The sequence below is a fragment of the Streptomyces rimosus subsp. rimosus genome (assembly GCF_000720725.1).
GTDB lineage: Bacteria > Actinomycetota > Actinomycetes > Streptomycetales > Streptomycetaceae > Streptomyces > Streptomyces rimosus_A.
In genome coordinates this window covers 1-18,260 of the sequence record NZ_JOCQ01000065.1, presented here as the reverse complement: position 1 = coordinate 18,260, position 18,260 = coordinate 1, and the positions used below count along the sequence as shown (strand labels likewise).

At 72.2% G+C, this 18,260-nt stretch carries 16 protein-coding genes and 1 tRNA gene; 13 read left to right on the top strand and 4 right to left on the bottom strand.

Going from position 1 to position 18,260, the window contains the following annotated elements; all coding sequences use genetic code 11:
- Positions 1-18: 18 nt before the first annotated feature.
- The 12 genes from IH45_RS0128350 to IH45_RS0128295 all read left to right on the top strand — a co-directional run bounded on the left by IH45_RS0128350 (position 19) and on the right by IH45_RS0128295 (position 11,202).
- Positions 19-339, top strand: coding sequence for a hypothetical protein (locus tag IH45_RS0128350; RefSeq protein WP_030674552.1), 321 nt, complete (start codon positions 19-21; stop codon positions 337-339).
- 163 nt (positions 340-502) lie between these two features.
- Entirely contained in the window at positions 503-1,261 is a 759-nt protein-coding gene (locus IH45_RS0128345; protein ID WP_030674550.1) for a GntR family transcriptional regulator, read from the top strand.
- Between the two features lie 132 nt (positions 1,262-1,393).
- Positions 1,394-2,515 (top strand): TIGR03364 family FAD-dependent oxidoreductase, encoded by a 1,122-nt coding sequence (locus IH45_RS0128340; RefSeq protein ID WP_030674548.1) that lies wholly within the window; start codon positions 1,394-1,396, stop codon positions 2,513-2,515.
- A gap of 5 nt (positions 2,516-2,520) precedes the next feature.
- Complete coding sequence (locus tag IH45_RS0128335) at positions 2,521-3,243, top strand: phosphonatase-like hydrolase (protein ID WP_030674546.1); 723 nt, start codon at positions 2,521-2,523, stop codon at positions 3,241-3,243.
- Positions 3,240-4,370 carry an ABC transporter ATP-binding protein gene (locus tag IH45_RS0128330; RefSeq protein ID WP_030674543.1) on the top strand — a complete coding sequence of 377 codons (1,131 nt, stop codon included), beginning with the start codon at positions 3,240-3,242 and terminating at the stop codon, positions 4,368-4,370. Before IH45_RS0128335 ends, IH45_RS0128330 begins: the two co-directional genes overlap by 4 nt.
- Positions 4,363-5,295 (top strand): 2-aminoethylphosphonate ABC transporter permease subunit, encoded by a 933-nt coding sequence (locus IH45_RS0128325; protein ID WP_032918600.1) that lies wholly within the window; start codon positions 4,363-4,365, stop codon positions 5,293-5,295. The genes IH45_RS0128330 and IH45_RS0128325 overlap by 8 nt, the downstream gene beginning before the upstream one ends.
- Positions 5,282-6,079: an ABC transporter permease gene (locus IH45_RS0128320; protein ID WP_030674540.1), complete on the top strand. Its 798-nt coding sequence runs from the start codon at positions 5,282-5,284 to the stop codon at positions 6,077-6,079. The genes IH45_RS0128325 and IH45_RS0128320 overlap by 14 nt, the downstream gene beginning before the upstream one ends.
- Positions 6,080-6,117: 38 nt before the next feature.
- A complete protein-coding gene (locus IH45_RS0128315) occupies positions 6,118-7,188 on the top strand; it encodes a 2-aminoethylphosphonate ABC transporter substrate-binding protein (RefSeq protein WP_030674538.1) in 1,071 nt (356 codons plus the stop codon).
- A gap of 180 nt (positions 7,189-7,368) precedes the next feature.
- The gene (locus tag IH45_RS0128310) at positions 7,369-8,148 is read left to right on the top strand and encodes an HAD-IIA family hydrolase (RefSeq protein WP_030674535.1); all 780 of its coding nucleotides are present in this window, start codon (positions 7,369-7,371) and stop codon (positions 8,146-8,148) included.
- A 144-nt stretch (positions 8,149-8,292) separates the two neighbouring features.
- Positions 8,293-9,030, top strand: a complete 738-nt coding sequence (locus IH45_RS1000000148965) for a hypothetical protein (protein ID WP_050515243.1) — start codon at positions 8,293-8,295, stop codon at positions 9,028-9,030.
- Positions 9,014-9,733 carry a class F sortase gene (locus IH45_RS0128300; RefSeq protein WP_050515242.1) on the top strand — a complete coding sequence of 240 codons (720 nt, stop codon included), beginning with the start codon at positions 9,014-9,016 and terminating at the stop codon, positions 9,731-9,733. The genes IH45_RS1000000148965 and IH45_RS0128300 overlap by 17 nt, the downstream gene beginning before the upstream one ends.
- A gap of 401 nt (positions 9,734-10,134) precedes the next feature.
- Positions 10,135-11,202, top strand: coding sequence for a glycoside hydrolase family 6 protein (locus tag IH45_RS0128295; RefSeq protein WP_030674527.1), 1,068 nt, complete (start codon positions 10,135-10,137; stop codon positions 11,200-11,202).
- A gap of 85 nt (positions 11,203-11,287) precedes the next feature.
- Here IH45_RS0128295 and glxA read toward each other — a convergent pair whose 3' ends face one another.
- The 4 genes from glxA to IH45_RS0128275 all read right to left on the bottom strand — a co-directional run bounded on the left by glxA (position 11,288) and on the right by IH45_RS0128275 (position 16,435).
- On the bottom strand, positions 11,288-13,261 hold the full coding sequence (gene glxA, locus IH45_RS0128290) for a radical copper oxidase GlxA (protein ID WP_032918599.1): 1,974 nt from the start codon (positions 13,259-13,261) through the stop codon (positions 11,288-11,290).
- Positions 13,258-15,216, bottom strand: coding sequence for a glycosyltransferase family 2 protein (locus IH45_RS0128285; RefSeq protein WP_030674521.1), 1,959 nt, complete (start codon positions 15,214-15,216; stop codon positions 13,258-13,260). The genes glxA and IH45_RS0128285 overlap by 4 nt, the downstream gene beginning before the upstream one ends.
- A gap of 351 nt (positions 15,217-15,567) precedes the next feature.
- The gene (locus IH45_RS0128280) at positions 15,568-16,248 is read right to left on the bottom strand and encodes a FadR/GntR family transcriptional regulator (protein ID WP_030674519.1); all 681 of its coding nucleotides are present in this window, start codon (positions 16,246-16,248) and stop codon (positions 15,568-15,570) included.
- 113 nt (positions 16,249-16,361) lie between these two features.
- A tRNA-Lys gene (locus IH45_RS0128275) sits at positions 16,362-16,435 on the bottom strand.
- 332 nt (positions 16,436-16,767) lie between these two features.
- On the opposite strand from IH45_RS0128275, the gene IH45_RS0128270 reads away from it, so the two are divergent.
- Entirely contained in the window at positions 16,768-18,084 is a 1,317-nt protein-coding gene (locus IH45_RS0128270) for a peptidoglycan-binding protein (RefSeq protein ID WP_030674516.1), read from the top strand.
- Positions 18,085-18,260 lie beyond the last annotated feature (176 nt).

Genomic DNA, 18,260 nt, shown 5'->3' with positions numbered 1-18,260 from the left:
CGAGCAGGGAGGTCCGTCATGCCCGTGCGCCCGCCCCGCGCGCTGACGCGCGCCACCGTCCCGGCCGCACTGCTGGCCGCCGTGTCCTTCGCGGGCCCGGCCGCGACCGCCGCCGAGAGCCCCGGGTACCGGGCGGAGGTGCGGACGGCGGCCGAGTGGCCCCCGGCGGCGAACGCGGCAGACCGTGCGGCCGACCGACCGGCCGACCGGTCCGACCACCCGCCCCACCTCGCGGACACCGGAGCCGCCGCCGTCACCCGTATCGGCGCCGTCGCCCTGGTGCTCCTGGCCGCGGGCGCCCTCCTGCTGGCCGCCGCCCGCCGCCTCCGGCGGCGCTGAGCAGGACACCGAAGCCGCTGAGCAGAACATCGGAGCCGCCGAGCGGACCACCGACCGCGCGCTGAGCGGACCACCGACGGCGCGCCGAGCAGGACACCAGCGAGCCCCCTCCGCGTCGGCAACCCGTAACCTCCGGCGGTGTCCAGGGTGCGAGGATCGCCCGGTGGACTACCCGAACCGCCAGGAACCTGGCGCACCGATCCGCTCCGGCATCCCCGAGCACGGACGCATCCCCAAGTACTACGCGGCGAAGGTCCAACTGGGGGCGCTGCTCGCCGAGCTGGGCGAGGGCGAGGCGCTGCCGGCCGAACGCGAACTGGCCCTGCGCTTCGAGGTGTCCCGGGAGACGCTGCGCCAGGCGCTCCGCGAACTCCACCTGGAGGGGCGGCTGCGGCGCCTGGGCCGCGGCACCGTCGTCGCGGGCCCGAAGCTGGAACAGCCGCTGTCCCTGGCGAGCTACACCGAGGGCGTACGGAAACAGGGCCGCCGGCCGGGCCGCCACCTGGTCGGCCTGGACCGCTTCCCCGCGCCGGAGAAGCTGGCGGGCGAACTGGGCCTGCAACTCGGCGACGAGGTCTGGCACATGGAACGGGTGCTGCTCGCGGACGACGAACGGGTCGGACTGGAGAGCACGTACGTCGCCGTGGCCCGCGTGCCGCGCCTGGACGCCGAGTTCGAGCCCGACTCCTCCTTCTACGCCTACCTCCACGAGCGCCTGGGCATCGGCTTCGGCGACGCGGACGAGCGCCTGGAGACCGTACTGGCCACCCCGCGCGAAGCCCTCCTGATCGGCACCCCCGGCGCCCTGCCGATGCTCCTCATCCACCGCCTGTCCCGGGACACCCGCGGCCTGCCGCTGGAGCGCGTCCGCTCGCTCTACCGGGGGGACCGGTTCTCCTTCACGACCCACCTGGGCGGCTGATCGAACAGCCCGCGGCCCGGAGCCCGTTAGTAACGAAAAGATAACGGGTCTAGGCCAAACTTGCGGCCCCGTTCACCGCCCCGCCCCCTCCCGGACCGCCACGCGCCACCCGTCCCCAGGAGCGTTCCGGGCATGCGAGTCATAGTTGTCGGAGCGGGTGTGCTGGGAACCCTGCACGCCTGGCAAGCGGTCGAGCGCGGCCACGAGGTCGTGCACATCGAGCGGGAGGCCGAGGCGCGCGGTGCCTCGGTGCGCAATTTCGGACTGGTCTGGGTCGGCGGGCGGGCCGGGGGCCCGGAGCTGGCCACCGCGCTGCGGGCCCGTGAGCTGTGGGAGGGCCTGGGGGAGCGGGTCCCCGGGCTCGGTTTCCGGCCGAACGGTTCCCTCACCGTCGTACGCGACGCCGCCGAGCGCGCCATCGCCGAGGCGGCCGTACGCCGTCCCGACGCCGCGTCCCGCGGGTACAAGCTGCTCGACGCGGACGAGACCCGGGCCCTCAACCCCGCCCTTCGCGGGAAGTTCGCCGGAGCGCTCTGGTGCGAACGGGACGCCGCGGTGGAGCCGCGTACCGCCCAGCGCGCGCTGCGGGAAGCGCTGTCGGCGTCCGGGCGCTACACCTTCCTCGGCGGGCGCGAGGTACGCGACGTCGTCGGCGAACGGGCCGTCCGCGACGACCACGGCGACCTGCACGAGGGCGACGCCGTCGTGCTGTGCACCGGCGCCTGGCTCGGCGGCCTGGTCCGCGAGCTGGCGCCCGACCTGCCGGTGCGCCGGGTCCGGCTCCAGATGATGCAGACCGCGCCGCTCGGCGAAACCCTGACCACCTCCGTCGCCGACGCGGACAGCTTCCGCTACTACCCGGCCTACGCCGGCCCGGAGCTGGACGCGCTCGCCGCCGCGCAGCCGCAGCCGTCGGTCGCCGCCGAGCACCGGATGCAGCTGCTGATGGTGCAGCGCGCCGACGGCGGCCTGACGATCGGCGACACCCACGAATACGCGACGCCCTTCGGGTTCGACGTGGTCGAGGACCCGTACGAGCACCTGACCTCGGTCGTCGAGGGGCTGCTCGGCCGCCCGCTGCCCGCCGTGCGCCGCCGCTGGGCGGGGGTGTACGCGCAGTGCACCGACCCTTCCCGCGTCGTGCACCGGCAGCAGGTACGGGACGGCGTCTGGCTGGTCACCGGACCCGGCGGACGCGGCATGACCTGCTCCCCGGCGCTGGCCGAGGACACCGCGAACGAACTGGGCTGGTGAGACCGATGCACATCAATGACGCGGCGGACACGGCGGTTTCCCTCGTCGTCCTCGACATGGCGGGGACCACGGTCGCCGACGGCGGGCTGGTGGAGCAGGCGTTCGCCGCTGCGGCAGGGCGGCTCGGCGTCGTACCGGGCAGTCCCGAGCACGCCGAGCAACTGGCGTACGTCCGCGCCACCATGGGCGAGTCCAAGATCTCCGTCTTCCGGCACCTCTACGGGGACGAGGAGCGGGCCCGGCGCGCCAACGCCGCCTTCGAGGAGGCGTACGGGGAGTTGGTCGACGCCGGGCGGATCGCCCCCGTGCCCGGCGCCCGGGAGGCGATCGAGGCTCTGCGGGACGCGGGCCGCACGGTCGTGCTGACCACCGGCTTCGCGCGGGTCACCCAGGACGCGATCCTGGACGCCCTCGGCTGGCGGGACCTGGCGGCGCTGACCCTGTGCCCGGCCGACGCGGGCGGACGCGGACGGCCGTACCCGGACCTGGTGCTGACGGCGCTGCTGCGTACCGGCGCCGCCGACTCCGTGCGGCAGGTCGCGGTGGCCGGGGACACCTCGTACGACATGCTCTCCGGGCGGCGCGCGGGCGCCTCCGTCGTCGCCGGGGTGCTGACCGGCGCCCACGACGAGGCGGCGCTGCGCGACGCGGGCGCCACCCACGTTCTCGGTTCGGTGGCCGGCCTGCCCGCCCTGCTCGACGGCCCGCGGCCGGAGTGGCCCTCATGAGCGCCGCCACCACGACGGCCGGAACGGCCGCCGGGGGCCGGGCCCCGGCGGCCCCCTCCGGCATCCGCTTCGACAACGTCTCCGTCGCATACGGCGAGAACGTCGTCCTGGACTCCTTCGACCTGACCGTCGAACCGGGCGAGGTGATGGCGCTGCTCGGGCCGTCCGGGTCGGGCAAGACCACCGCGCTGCGGGCGGTCGCCGGGTTCGTCCGGCCGTGTGCCGGGCGGGTGCTGATCGGCGGCCGGGACGTGACCGGGCTGCCGCCGCACCGGCGCGGCATCGGCATGGTCGTCCAGCAGTACGCCCTCTTCCCGCATCTGCGCGTCGAGGACAACGTCGCCTTCGGCCTCAAGGCGCGGCGCGGGCGCACCGCGTCGCGCGCCGAGACCGCCGCGCGGGTGGCCGAGGCGCTGGAGATGACCGGCATGGCCGCGTACGCCCGGCGCCACCCGCGCGAGCTGTCCGGCGGGCAGCAGCAGCGCGTCGCCATCGCGCGGGCGCTGGCCATCCGCCCCGGCGTGCTCCTCCTGGACGAACCGCTGTCCGCCCTCGACACCCGGCTGCGCTCCGGCATGCTCGCCGAACTGGCGCGGCTGCACCGGGATCTGCCCGACGTATCGGTCCTGTACGTCACCCACGACCAGGTGGAAGCGCTGACGCTGGCGGACCGGATCGCCGTCATGGACCGCGCGCGGCTGCGCGACTGCGGCACCCCGCAGGACCTCTACCGCCGCCCCCGCACCGAGTTCACCGCCTCCTTCGTCGGCAACGCCAACCTCCTGCCGGTGACCGCCGGTCCGGACGGCACGGCCGACTTCGCCGGTACGCGGCTGACCGTCACCCCCGCCGAAGGCGCGGCGCCCGGCGCGTCCGCGACGCTGTGCGTACGCCCGCACCTGGTCGGCCTCGGCGACGGCCCCAACACGCTGCACGGCCGCGTCACCGAGGTGCAGTGGCGCGGCGCGACCCACCGGGTGTACGCGGACGTGGCCGGGCACCGCGTCATGGCCGACCTGCGCGAACTGCGGACGACGCCGGAGCACGGCAGCGACATCACCCTGCACTTCGCCGCCGAGGACGCGGTGCTGCTGCCGGCCGGAGCGGGGAGCACGGACGATGAGTAGGCCGGGCACGCCCGCGCCGCCGCGGCCGACCAGGGAGCGGTACCGAGGAGAGCGCCGGAAAGTCTCTTCGGCGTTGTGGGCCCTTCCGCCGCTCCTCGCCCTCGGGCTCGTCTTCCTCTACCCGCTGGTCCTGGTCGTACGGCAATCCTTCACCCAGGACGAGGGCGGCCCGCTGTCCACCGCCCCGTACGCGCAGGTCTTCGCCGAAGCGTCCTTCACCGACGCGTTCGGCAACACCGTGCTGATCGCCCTCGGCGCCACCGCCGGCTGCCTGCTGCTCGGCTTCGCCCTCGCCCTGGTCATCGCGTTCGTGCCGTTCCCGGGCAGCCGGGCGATCGGCCGCTTCATCGACGTCTTCCTCGCCTTCCCGTCCTTCCTGATCACCCTCGCGCTGCTCTTCGTCTACGGCACGGCCGGCCTGGCCAACGGCCTGTGGGCGGACGCCACCGGCGCCGCGGGCGGGCCCTTCGACTTCCTGCGCACCCCCTGGGGCGTGCTGCTCGCCGAGATCACCTACTTCACCCCCTTCGTGATGCGCCCGCTGCTCGCGGCCTTCTCCCAGGTCGAGACCGGACAGCTGGAGGCCGCCGCCTCGCTCGGTGCCCGGCCCGCCCGGATCGTACGGAAGGTGATCTGGCCCGAGGCGCTGCCCTCGCTGGCGGCGGGCGGGGCCCTCGTCCTGGTGCTGACGCTGAACGAGTTCGGGATCGTGCTGTTCACCGGCGCCAAGGACGTGGTCACCCTGCCGGTGCTCATCTACACGAAGGCCATTCTGGACGGCGACTACACGGGGGCGTGCGTCGTCGCCGTCGTCAACATCGCGCTGTCCCTGGCCCTTTACGCCCTGTACCGGGCCGTGGCCGCGCGGGCGGGCGGGGCGCGTACGCCGTCCACGGGAGGTGACGGGCACCGTGCTCGTGCATAGCAAAGGCGCCCGCCGGGCCGTCTGGACCCTGTTCCTCGTCCTGTTCCTGCCGGTGTTCGCGCTGCCGCTGCTGGTGATCGTCGCGGCGTCCTTCGCGAGCAGCTGGAGCGGCGCGCTGCCGTCCGGCCCGACGCTCGCGCACTACCGGGACATCACCCAGGGCGACTCCCTCCGGGCCCTGGTCACCAGCCTGGTCACGGCGGTCGCCGCGAGCCTGCTCGCGCTGGCCGCCGGCACCTGGGCCGCGCTGGCCGCGCAGCGGCTGCGGCCCCGCGCCCGCAAGGTGCTCGACGCACTGTTCATGCTGCCGGTCGCGGTGCCGTCCGTCGTGGTGGGCCTGTCGCTGCTGGTCGCCTTCTCGCAGCCGCCGCTGCTGCTGAACGGCACCCCGCAGATCGTCGTCATCGCGCACACGGTCCTGGTCACCGCCTTCGCCCACCAGTCCGTGACGGCCGCGCTGGCCCGCCTGGACCCGGCGTACGAGCAGAGCGCCGCAGGCCTCGGCGCGCGCCCCGCCTACGTCCTGTGGCGCGTGAAACTGCCCCTCCTGCTGCCGTCCCTGACCGCCGCCGCTGGCCTGTGCTTCGCGCTGTCCATGGGCGAGCTGAGCGCCACGATGATGATCTACCCGCCGGACTGGCTGCCGCTGCCGGTACGGGTCTTCGCCACGACCGACCGGGGCGCGCTGTTCGCGGGCGCCGCGCTCGCGGTGGTGCTGATGGCCGCCACGCTGCTCGTCCTGCTCGCCGTCTCCCGTATCCGTACCAAAGCCTCGTACCGCTGACGCTCCCCACCACCCCTGCCAAGGAGAGACGCCACGCCATGCGCAGCCACTTCCCCCTCAAGCCGACCGCCGCCGTCTGCGGAGCCGCGCTCCTCGCCGCCGCCCTGACCGGCTGCGGCGGTGCCTCCCGCGCCGACGCCAACGCCAAGGAAATCACCGTCTACAGCGCCGACGGCCTGCGCGGCGAGCGGGGCGACGGCTTCTACGACCGGGTCTTCGAGGATTACGAGAAGAAGACCGGCATCAAGATCAACCTGGTCGAGAGCGGGTCCGGCGCCGCCGTGCAGCGGCTGGCCCGCGAGAAGGCCAACACCAAGGCGGACATCGTCGTCACCCTGCCCCCGTTCATCCAGCAGGCCGACGGCAAGGGCCTGCTGGAGACCTACCGCCCCAAGGGCTCCGAACAGGTCGCCGCCGCGAACAAGGACCCGGACGGCAGGTGGACCGCCGTCGTCAACAACTACTTCTGCTTCATCTACAACAAGCAGCAGCTCAAGGAGGCGCCCCGTACCTGGCAGGACCTGACGGACGCCCGCTTCAAGGGCAAGCTCCAGTACTCCACGCCGGGCGTCGCCGGGGACGGCACCGCCGTCGTCGTCCAGGCCCTGCACGACTTCGGCGGCCAGGGCCCGGCCATGGACTTCCTCAAGAGACTCCAGGCCAACAACGTCGGCCCGTCCTCCTCCACCGGCCAGCTCGCCCCCAAGACCGACAAGGGCGAACTCCTTGTCGCCAACGGCGACGTGCAGATGAACTACGCCAACATGAAGTCCATGCCGAACCAGGGCATCTTCTTCCCGGCGGCCAGGCCCGGCGCCAAGCCGTCCACCTTCGCACTGCCGTACGCGGCCGGCCTGGTCAAGAACGCCCCGCACGCGGCCCAGGCCAGGAAGTTCCTCGACCACCTGCTCTCCCCGGAGGTGCAGCGGCAGGTCTCCGCGGTCGGCGGCGGCTTCGCGGCCCGTACGGACATCAAGCCCACCGACCGCAACGCCACCGAACTCGCCAAGATCATGCAAGGTGTCGACATCTTCCGCCCGGACTGGAACGACATCGACAAGAACCTGTCCACCTACCTGGACGCCTGGAAGACGGCGACGAGGAGCTGACCGTCGGCCCCGCCGCTCCTGCCACCAGACCCGGGAGCACGGTGGCTGACTTAGGCTGGGGGCGTCGGCCGTACGTACGAGACGCAGGTCACCCGGGGTGACGGGCGGGACGTACGGGGCCCCGCGACGGCGCGGGCACGGCCGGCGCCCCTGGCAGACACGCACGGCGGGAGACCGGCAGTGGCAGAGCGCAAGCCGATCGAGTCATGGCTGACGGACATGGACGGGGTGCTGATGCACGAGGGCATCCCGGTGCCCGGTGCGGACGCCTTCATCAAGCGGCTGCGCGAATCGGGCAGGCCCTTCCTCGTCCTGACCAACAACTCCATCTACACCCCGCGCGACCTGCACGCCCGGCTCAGCCGGATCGGCCTGGACGTGCCCTGGGAGTCCATCTGGACCTCCGCGCTGGCCACCGCCCAGTTCCTGGACGAGCAGCGGCCGTCCGGCACCGCCTATGTCATCGGCGAGGCGGGCCTGACCACCGCCCTGCACGACATCGGGTACGTCCTCACCGACCACGAGCCCGACTACGTGGTGCTGGGCGAGACCCGCACCTACAGCTTCGAGGCGCTCACCAAGGCCATCCGGCTGATCAACGACGGCGCCCGGTTCATCGCCACCAACCCCGACGAGACCGGCCCCTCGGCGGACGGCGCGCTGCCCGCGACCGGCTCGGTGGCCGCGCTGATCACCAAGGCGACGGGCGTGGAGCCGTACTTCGTCGGCAAGCCCAACCCGCTGATGATGCGGCACGGCCTGAACGTCATCGGCGCGCACAGCGAGACCTCCGCGATGATCGGCGACCGGATGGACACCGACGTGCTGGCCGGACTGGAGGCGGGCATGGAGACGTTCCTGGTGCTCACCGGGCTGACCGGCAAGAACGACATCGAGCGGCACCCGTTCCGGCCGTCGCGGGTCGTGGACTCCATCGCGGACCTCGTCGACCTGGTGTAGCCCGGCGCGGCCCGGGCCCGGCGCACGCCGGACCGGCGTGCGCCGGGCCCCGGCCGCCGCTCACCCGAACGGCGCAGTACCGGCCCGTACCGGGTGCGGGATCCGGCCGCCGGGCGGACCTTCGGAAGTGTTCGGAGGTTCACCATGCGCTCACCGGGATTCACTCTCTGTGCCGCCCTCGCGGTCGCGGCGCTGACTCCGGGGTCCGCGCTCGCGGCCACGGGCCGGACGCCGGGCGCCGCGGGCGGCGCGGTCGCGGTCACCCCGTCGGCCGTCGCGCCGGGCACCGACACGGCCCTCCAGGTCACCGGCTGTACGGGGCGTACGGGCCGCGCCACTTCGGACGCCTTCGTCGACGCGGTGCCGCTGGGGCGGGTCGCCGCGGGACTGGTGGGCGACGCGCGGGTGCGCTCCACCGCGGACCCCGGCGCGTACACGGTCTCCGTCCGGTGCGACGGCGAGGACGCGCGGGCCGCGGGCACGTTCGAAGTCGTACCGGCGCCCGCGCGTGCCGCGGATGGTGCGGCGGCGAACTCGGCGGACCCGGCGGAAGACAGCGCGGATTTCGCTGCCGCGCCGCTGGCCGCCCCGGCCCCCGGGGCCTCCGCCGACCCGGCCGCCTCACCCTCCGCGCCCGTACGGGCCGGAGGCGGCGGTACGGCCGCGCGTCCCGCCGCCGGGCACCGGGCCGCGGCGCGCGTGAACGGGTCACGTGCCGTGCTGGTGCGGACGGCGGCCGTACGGACGGCCGCGAGCCACGAGGGCGACGGCGTGTACGCGGTGGGGCTGGTGCTGGCAGGGGGCGCGGCGCTCGCGCTCACCGGACAGGTGCTGCGGATGCGGCGCCGGCGCAAGGGATCGGACGATGGCGATGCCGGATGACGACCACCCGGTGGCGGGCCGCCGCCCCCCGTACGGTCAGGGACGCGGCCGGATGGCCGCCGGGACGGCCTGGGCGGCGCTGCTGCTGGGCCTGTGGCTGTGGGGACGGGACCTGACCGACGGCGGCGACCTGGCGAAGGGGCCCACCACCGGCGACGTGGCGGCCGTCGGCCGCCCGCTCGGACAGGAACTGCCCGCCACGCACGCTCCGCTGGCCACCACTCCGGAGGGCCGCCCCACCGAGGTGGCGATCGGCGCGCTGGGCGTACGGGCCGGTGTGGTCAGGACCGGGCTGGACGCGACCGGTGCGGTGGACGCGCCGCCGTACCGCACTCCGGGGCTCGTCGGCTGGTACGCCGAGGGGCCGCAGCCGGGCACGGCGGGCGCCGCGGTGCTGGTCGGCCACGTCGACACGACCGACCGGCGGGCGGTCTTCCACCGCCTCGGCAGCGTCAAGCCGGGGCAGCCGGTGGACGTGCGCCGGGCGGACGGCAGCACCGCCCGGTTCACGGTCGAGGACGTGAAGATCTACGACCGGCGGCGGTTCGTGCCGCGGAAGGTCTACGGCGCGCGGGAGCCGGGGCGCGCGGAACTGCGCCTGATCACCTGCGCGGGCACCTTCGACCGGGAGCGGGACGCCTACACCGCCAACGTCGTCGTGCACGCGTATCTCAGCAAGGTGACGCCCGCACCGCGGAGTTGAGACCGCGGACGGGGGATGGAGCCCGGCAGCCCGACCGTTCCCGGCCGGCGGCTCGCTCCCCCTGAACCGCCGACCGGCCGGTCCTCGACCGCCGGAGTGTCAGGACTGCGGGAGTTGCCCTGCCGCCGGCGGGAGGTGCGTGGGCGCCTGCACTCAGGCGCGTGCACGGGCCCGACCAGGGGCTGGGGCCAGGTGACCAACATAAAGCTCACACTGGGGTTCACTGTAGAACGACTGCACCCCGCCGCCTAGGGGGAGTTGGGCCGCGAACGGCACCGCGCGGCGATTTTCGGCCCGGGCGGCCGGGGCGTAACAGGTTGTCCACAGGCTCGCCTGTGGCTGAGGGGCATGTGCCAGGATGGATTCGACCGGTCTTGTCCCGTGCTCCGAGGGGGGAGTGGATGTACGGCAACGTGCGGGGATCCGGGGGCGGCCCCCCGGGTGAGCGCCGCGCCGCCCGCCGGCGTGGCGTGTTCGGCGCGGCATCGGCGCTGGGGGCGCTGCTGCTGGTGTCCGGGTGCTTCTCGTCGTCCGACGACGGTGAGCCGGACGGGAAGGCCGGGGCCAGGCCCGGGCAGCAGCCCAAGTCCACGGTGCCGTACTGGGTCAACCCGGACGGCAAGGCGGCCCGGCAGGCCGCCGCGTACGCCAAGGACGGCAAGGAAGGCGACGCGCGCGAGATCGACAAGATAGCGGCGCAGCCGGTGGCCGAATGGATCGGCGTCGACGACCCGCAGGGGGAGGCCCGCGGCTTCACGGAGGCGGCGTCCAAGGCCGGCCGGGAGGCCCTGCTCGTCCTGTACAACATCCCGCACCGGGACTGCGGCAGCTATTCCAAGGGCGGCGCCGCGGACGGCAACGCGTACCGCGCCTGGCTGGACGGTGTGCTCAAGGGCATCGGCGACCGCCCGACCACGGTCGTCCTGGAGCCGGACGCGCTGCCGCACATCGAGGACAAGTGCACCCCCGAGCAGTTCCACGAGGAGCGCTACGCCCTGCTGACGGAGGCCGTCGGCAAGCTCAAGGCCCTGCCGCACACCAAGGTCTACCTGGACGCGGGCAACCCGCACTGGATCAAGGACCCGGGCCGCATGGTGGAGCCGCTGAAGCGGGCGGGCATCGACAAGGCCGACGGCTTCGCGCTCAACATCTCCAACTTCCAGACCACCGAGGAGAACAAGAAGTACGGCAAGCGGCTGTCCTCGATGGTCGGCGGCAAGCACTTCGTCATCGACACCAGCCGCAACGGCAACGGCCCGGCCCCCGGCGGCGACGACCACGAGAACTGGTGCAACCCGAGCGGCCGCGCCCTGGGCGCCACCCCCACGACCCGCACCGGCGATCCCCTCGTGGACGCCTACCTGTGGATAAAGCGGCCCGGCGAGTCGGACGGTACCTGCAAGGGCGGGCCCAAGGCGGGCGACTGGTGGCCGAGTTACGCGCTGGGGCTCGCGCGCAATACGAAGTAGCCGCAGCGCGCACATGACCGCGGGGTGCTCCGGGAACTCCCGGAGCACCCCGCAACCGTCACGGACCGGTCGGCCGTCACCCGGTTCAGTTCAGGCCGAGCCCCTTCAGCTGCGCCTTGGTCGCCGTCGGGACCTTCACCCAGACCGCCTTGGACGGGGTGCCCTGGTCGTCCACGGCGTTGAGCATGTACCAGCCGGGCGGCACCAGCGTCGGGTCCTTCGGCAGGGTGACCGTGACCCCGTCCTTGCCCACCTTGAAGTCCAGTGCGATCGACCGCTGTTCGATGTTGGTGACGTGCGTGAACGAACCCGGCCGCATCAGCCGCATCTTCTTGATGGACGAGGTGTGCTTGGTCCGGTACGTGGCGGTGCCGCCCAGTTGTACCGTCTTCGGCCCCGGATCCGTCAGCTCCGGCCGGGAGTCCCGGTAGAGGTACGGCGGCGTCCAGATGTCGATCTGCTGCTGGAAGACGCCGGGCTTGGTGTTGTCCTTGTCGGCGAACAGCGAGTCCGAGCCGAACGTCATCACCCGGCCGTCCGGCAGCAGCAGCGCGCCGGAGTGGTAGTTGCGCCCCACCAGCGGATCGGCCACCGGCCGCGAGGTGTTGGCCTTCGGGTCGTACAGCTCGGCCTTGAGGATGTTGCTGTCACTGCGCCCGCGGTAGTCGCCCGAGCCGTTGGTGGTCAGGACCGTGTCGTCGGGCAGGATCACACTGCTCGGGTAGCGCGCCTTCGCGTACAGCGGCGGCCCGTCCTTGAAGCGCGGCTTGTCGGCGTGCAGATCCACCAGCCGTGTCTTGTCGGTCGCCTTCGGGTCCTCGCCGACCCCGCCGCCGCCCAGCACCATGTAGCGCTGGTCCTGCGCGGGCGGCAGCAGCACGGACATCGAGGTCTCCAGCACGTCCGGATCGCTCATGCCGGGGATGACCTGGAACTTGTTCGTCTTCAGGTCCCAGATGCCCGGGGTGCGCCCGACGTTGTCGGGCCCGTACCCGGCGTTGGAGCCGGTGTAGAGCAGCCGGCCCTTCTCGGTGAGGAAGAGCGCGGGGTAGGTCGGGAAGAAGCGCTGCTTGGGCAGGTAGGTCCACTTCTTCGTCTTCGGGTCGTAGACCTCCTGCTTGCCCGGGACGACCTGGCCGATCTCGTCGAGCCCGGAGGTGGACAGCACCTTGCCGTCCTCCAGGCTGGTCAGGGTCGGGTACCAGCGGGCCTCGTTCATCGGGTCCACCGGTATGTAGCGCTCGGCCACCGGGTCGAACTCGAACGAGTCCTTGATCCCCTGGAAGTCCTTCTTGTCGAAGGACAGCTTCTGCGCGATGCCGTAGAAGTTCCGGGCGTCGGCGCCGGCCAGGCCGTGGATACGGTAGTTGTCCTGGGCGCCGGTGGAGTGCTCGCGGCCCTCCTTGAGCGCCTCCACATAGACCCTGGCCTCGCTGTGCGTGACCGTGACCTTGCCGGTCCTCGGGTCCGCCTTCTTCTTGGCGCGCGGCACCACCACCGGGTCCTTGGACACGAAGGTCTTGCCGTTCTGCTTGCCGGTGAACAGCGTCCCGGCCGGGAAGGTCTTCGGCGCGTCCGGGCTCTCGTTGTAGACGATCATCAGCCCGCCGGCCTTCTTCACGTCGCCGCCGAGCTTCTCGTAGCGCTGGGTGCCGCCGGCCACCAGCAGCTTGCCGTCCGGCAGCTGGGTGTGGCCCGAGCAGAAGAGGTCCTTCGGGGTGGGGATGTTCTTGAAGGTGTTCTTCACCGGGTCCCACAGGACGGTACGGAACGACTTCGCCGCGAAGTTCTTGGCGTTGTTCCCGGACCCGGCGACCAGCAGCACCTTGCCGGTGTGCAGCAGTGCGGCGTGAATCGTATTGATCTTGTACTCGGGCGGTACGTCCACCACGTCCCAGTGGCCGTTGGACGCCTTGTACTCCGGCTGATTGATCTTGTACTGGTGGTACTGGTCCGAGACGAACCCGAACAGGGCCGGCCCGTTCATCCCCGCCAGTGCGAGCACCACCGCCGCGCCTATCGCGACTCTGCGGGTGCGCCGGCTCGGACGGTATTTCATGGGTGACGTCCCCCAAGGGCGATCTCGGCGGTCTGGTCGGCGGCCGTACGGTGACCCGGGTCGGCGGGGGCCGGGCGCCCGCCGGGCGCCGCCCAGCCGGGCGGGCGCTGCGGATGCGGAGCCTGCTGCGGGCCGTCGCCGGACGACGCGTGCCCGCGCTCCTTCCTGCGCTTGTCCTGCCGGATGCCCCAGCGCCAGGCGAAGATCGGCGCCGCGGTGATCAGCAGCGCCAGCGAGGCCCAGGTGACCATCGCCGGGTGGCTGTGCCCGAAGTAGAACGAGGCGCCCAGCGAGCCGCCGAAGACCAGGATGAAGAAGAGGTGGACCCGGAACGTGCCGAAGAGGGTGTCCGGGCTGGAGGAGTCGCCCTTCGGCGTCACCACGAACTTGCTCTTGCGGCGCAGCGCCGCGTCGAACAGCGAGCGGGCGTAGATCGGCGCGGAGAGCGCGGACATCACCATGCCGGCCACCCCGCCGGAGCCCTCCGGCTCGTGCGGCGAGACGTTGTGCCGGCGGTTCCAGACGTACAGCCCGATCTGCAGCGCCGAGGCGTTGCCGTACAGCATCATCCACACCGACGGGTCGATCTGGACGCCCGAGGCGCCCAGGCCCAGGAACAGCGCGCAGCTGAGGGCCGCCAGGATCCAGTTCAGGGCGGACATCGGGTAGAAGATGACCATCATCGTGTAGTTGAAGAAGGTGCCCGGCGGCAGCGTGAAGGGCGCCTTCCAGAACTGCTTGAGCAGCGTCTCGTACGTCCCGCGCGACCAGCGCAGCTGCTGGGTGAAGAAGTCCGTCCAGGCGGTGGGCCCCTCACCGACCGCGAGCACGTCCGGGGTGTAGACCGAGCGCCACTTCTTGCCGGTCTCCGGGTTGCGGTGCCGGTGCATCTCGAAGCCGGTCGCCATGTCCTCGGTGATCGAGTCGTACAGGCCGCCGATCTGCTTCAGGGCCTTGATGCGTACGGCGTTGGAGGTGCCGACGAACATGGGCGCGCCGTAGCGGTTGCCGGCCCGCTGGATCAGCGCGTGGAAGAGGAACTGCTGCGACTCGGCCGCCTTGGTGACGAACGTGTCGTAATTGCCGTACACCTGCGGGCCGATGACGAAGCCGACGTTCGGGTCGCGGAAGAATCCGAGCATCCGCTCCAGGTAGTTGGGCAGCGGCACGTGGTCGGTGTCGACGGAGGCGAAGAAGTCGTAGGCGTCACCGTGCGCCTGGAGCCAGGCGTTGTAGTTGCCGTGCTTGGTCTTGGCGCGGTGCGGGCCCTTCTTCCGGTTCCACTGCGGGATGCCCTTGCGCGTGAAGTGGTGCACGCCCAGGCGCTCGCAGACGGCCTTGACGCCCGGGTCGTCGCCCTCGTCGAGGAGCCAGACGTGCAACAGGCCGCGGTGGCGCACCTTGACGGCCGCCTCCAGCGTCTTCGTCACCATCTCCAGCGGCTCCTTGCCGGGCACGAAGGAGGTCAGGAAGGCGACGCGGGTGCCGTGTTCGGGGACGACCGGGATGGGGTCGCGGGCCACCAGGGTGGCGTGGGCGTTGGACAGGACGTTCATGCAGCGGAAGAACTCGATCAGCCCGATCGAGACCAGCATGACGATGTCCAGGACCGGCAGGAAGTCATAGGCGGGGTAGTCGCGTTCGGTCCAGTGGGCCGGCTGCATCAGCCAGGCGAGCAGGCCGAGCGAGAGCAGGGGAGCGGCGCCGAGCAGCAACGCCGCGCGTATTCGGTGCGGTTCGTCCGCCAGCAGGCTGCGGTAGCGCACCTTGTAGGGCTTGTCCGGGTCCGGCTGGGTGAGCGGCCCGGCGAGGCGGCTGTAGTGCTCGTAGTCGTAGCGCGGCAGCGGCTTGCGCTGCGGCCGGCGCGGCCAGTGCTGGCGCGGCACGCGCAGGCGCGTGGTCGCGGACGGGTCGTACTGGTGCTCCTGCCGGGCGCCGGTAGGCGGCGACGTCATGAGTCCATCCCCCCGGCACGCATGCTGGCTGCGTGCCCGTCTTCTCATGGCCCGAGTCCTCGGTCCCCCTCGACCGACCCGGGCGCAAATGGTGTCGGCCGCCTACGCCTTAGACGTAGGACGGCCGTCTTCCGGTTGCATGATTCCCGTTTGCATGTGCATTCCATGCAGCGGGGTCCCCACTCCCACACTCATCGCAACCGGTATGTCACCCAACTTGAGCGTGCACAGGCTCAGTTGGGCTCCAGTATCCCGTCAGGGTCCCGGACCTCAATCTTGATCGCAAGGGTGAAACGAGGTGTTTACCGGGCATGTGAGTGCATTGATGGACGGGTTGGGTCGCAGGGGGCATTATTTCGGTCCTGAACTGCGCAGCCGCTGGCGGATGTTGTCGAAATGGCGGCGTACGGCCTGCTCCGCGCGCTGCGCGTCCCCGCCCCGTACCGCCGCGAGGATGTCCGCGTGCTGGCGGTGGGTGACCCGCGGGTCGGCACCCAGTCCGGCCAGGTCCGTCCGTACGCGGTGGAACGCCTCCCAGAACGCGTCCAGCACCTCGCTCAGCAGCCGGTTGTCGAGCCCCCGGTAGAGCGCCGCGTGAAAGGCCCGGTCGGTGTCGGCGCGCACCGCGCCGTCCGCCGCCTCCGCCGCCATCCGCGCCACCAGCTCGTCCAGCTCCGCGAGGTCCGCCGCGGGCACCTGGCCCGCCAGCCGCGCGATCAGCCCGGTCTCCACCGCCTCACGCAGCTCCAGCAGCTGGAGCAGGCTGTCCTCGCCGCGGTAGTGGCCGGCCACCGTACGGAAGGCCAGCCCCTCGGTCATCGGGGCCATCGACATCGGCCCGACGTAGGTGCCGAAACCGTGCCGGATCTCCACGATGCCCATCGCCTGCAACGCCTTGAGCGCCTCGCGCACGGAGTTCCGGCTGACCCCGAGCAGCGCCATCAGATCCGTCTCGGTGGGCAGCGGGGCGCCGGGGGCCAGCCGCCGGTCGATGATGAGCTTCTTGATCCGCTCCTGGATGTCGCGCGCCATTGTGCGACTGTGCACCCCGATCACCGTTTTGACCAGCGAGCCACCGGCCCGGCGCCGGGTGTACCGCAAAAGCACCGAGGCCCCTCGCTGCTGCGAGGGACCTCGGTGTGACGTGCGCCGCCAGGGACTCGAACCCCGGACCCGCTGATTAAGAGTCAGCTGCTCTAACCAACTGAGCTAGCGGCGCGCGCTGACGAAGAAAACTTTACACGAACTCCGGGGGTGCTCCCGACCACCTGCCCGGCCGCCCGGACCGGCCGAATGTGTGACCTGTGTCACCGGCTTTCCGGGGGATTCCGGGGCCGGGGGCGCCGGGCCGGAATTCCCCGGGGTGCCGGGGCGAAGGTCCCGCGATCTCGGGACCTTCGCCGTTTCGCGCGCCCGTTTTGGTCTGTGAGTATCGATTCGTGGTACAAGATCATCAGTTGCCCCGTCAACATGCGGTATCGCCTGCCAGTTGAGAAGCTGTGGCAGGTGCGAACGGGAACGGGAACGGAACGGGCCTGGAGCGGAACTGAAATGACAGTGCCGGTATTCGTGGAATTCGACCCCGCGGACAGCTGCTCCTGCGGCGGCTGCGTCCAGCGGCGGCGCGCGCGCCGGCACGCCCCGGCCGTCCGGGACGGCGGACACCCCGGCGCACACGGCGCCCGCCGCGCGCTGGTCCTCGTCGCGACCGCCGGAACCGTCCTGAGCAGCGGCGTTTCCGGCGCCGGGCCCGCCGTGGCGCTCGACGGCGGCAGCTTCGCGGGCCCGGTCGGCGCCCCGGGGCGGGCCGATGTGTTCTCCGTCACCACCCCGCAAGGCCGGGTCGGCGGGCTGTACGGGGGCACGGGCAGCGGGCATGGCACCGTCGCGGCGGCGCGCACCCTCCGGACCCTCACCCGGGACCAGATCATCGCGCGGGCCCAGCGCTGGATCAGCGCCCAGGTCCCGTACGACATGCATCGCCACTGGTCGGACGGCTACCGCCAGGACTGCTCCGGATTCATTTCGATGGCCTGGAATCTCGGCGGCAACCAGTGGACCGGAAGCCTCGCCCAGTACGGCATCCGCATACCGAAGAGCGCATTGCGGCCCGGCGACATGCTGCTGTTCCACAACCCGGCGAATCCGGGGGCGGGCTCCCACGTCACCCTTTTCGGCGGCTGGACCGATTCCTCCCGTACGCGCTACATCGCGTACGAGCAGACCCGGCCGCACGCGGTGAAACGGCCGACCCCGTACGCCTACTGGAGCAATTCCGCGCGGTACGTCGCCTATCGCTACCGGGGGCTGGCCGGCGGCGGCACTCCGGGCGGCGGAACGGACACCGGAACTCCGGCCTTTCCCGGTGCCGGGTATTTCGGACCGGGCGCCGACAATGCTCACGTCACCCGGCTGGGCCGGATGCTGGTGGCACGCGGCGGCGGCCGGTTCTACGCCTCCGGGCCGGGGCCGCGCTGGACCGAGGCGGACCGCCGGGCCACCGAGGCGTTCCAGCGGGCGCAGGGCTGGACCGGCGCCGAGGCGGACGGCATCCCGGGCCCGGTGACCTGGTCGTACCTGGTCAACGGCGTGGGCCGGGAGATCGGCGGCGGTCCCTCCGACGGCGGCGGTACGGCGTTCCCGGGCACCGGCTGGTTCCGGCCCGGCCAGTCCAGCGGTTACGTCACCAGCCTCGGGAAGCGGCTGGTGACCAAAGGTTTCGGCACGTACTACACCTCCGGCCCCGGACCTCGGTGGACGGAGGCGGACCGCCGCAACGTCGAGGCGTTCCAGCGGGCCCAGGGCTGGACCGGCCGGGACGCCGACGGCTACCCCGGCCCCGAGACATGGCGGCGACTCTTCCGATGACGGAGCGCACGATGGCGACGAAGACCACGACAGCGGACACGGAGAACGGGACAGCGGGAGGGGCGCGGACCGGGCCGGCGGAGGGGCCGGGCGGGCCGTCCAGGCCGGACAGGCCGGACGGTCCGGACGGGTCGGTGCGCGAGGTGGGGGAGGGCGGGGGCGCGAAGGAAGGGGAG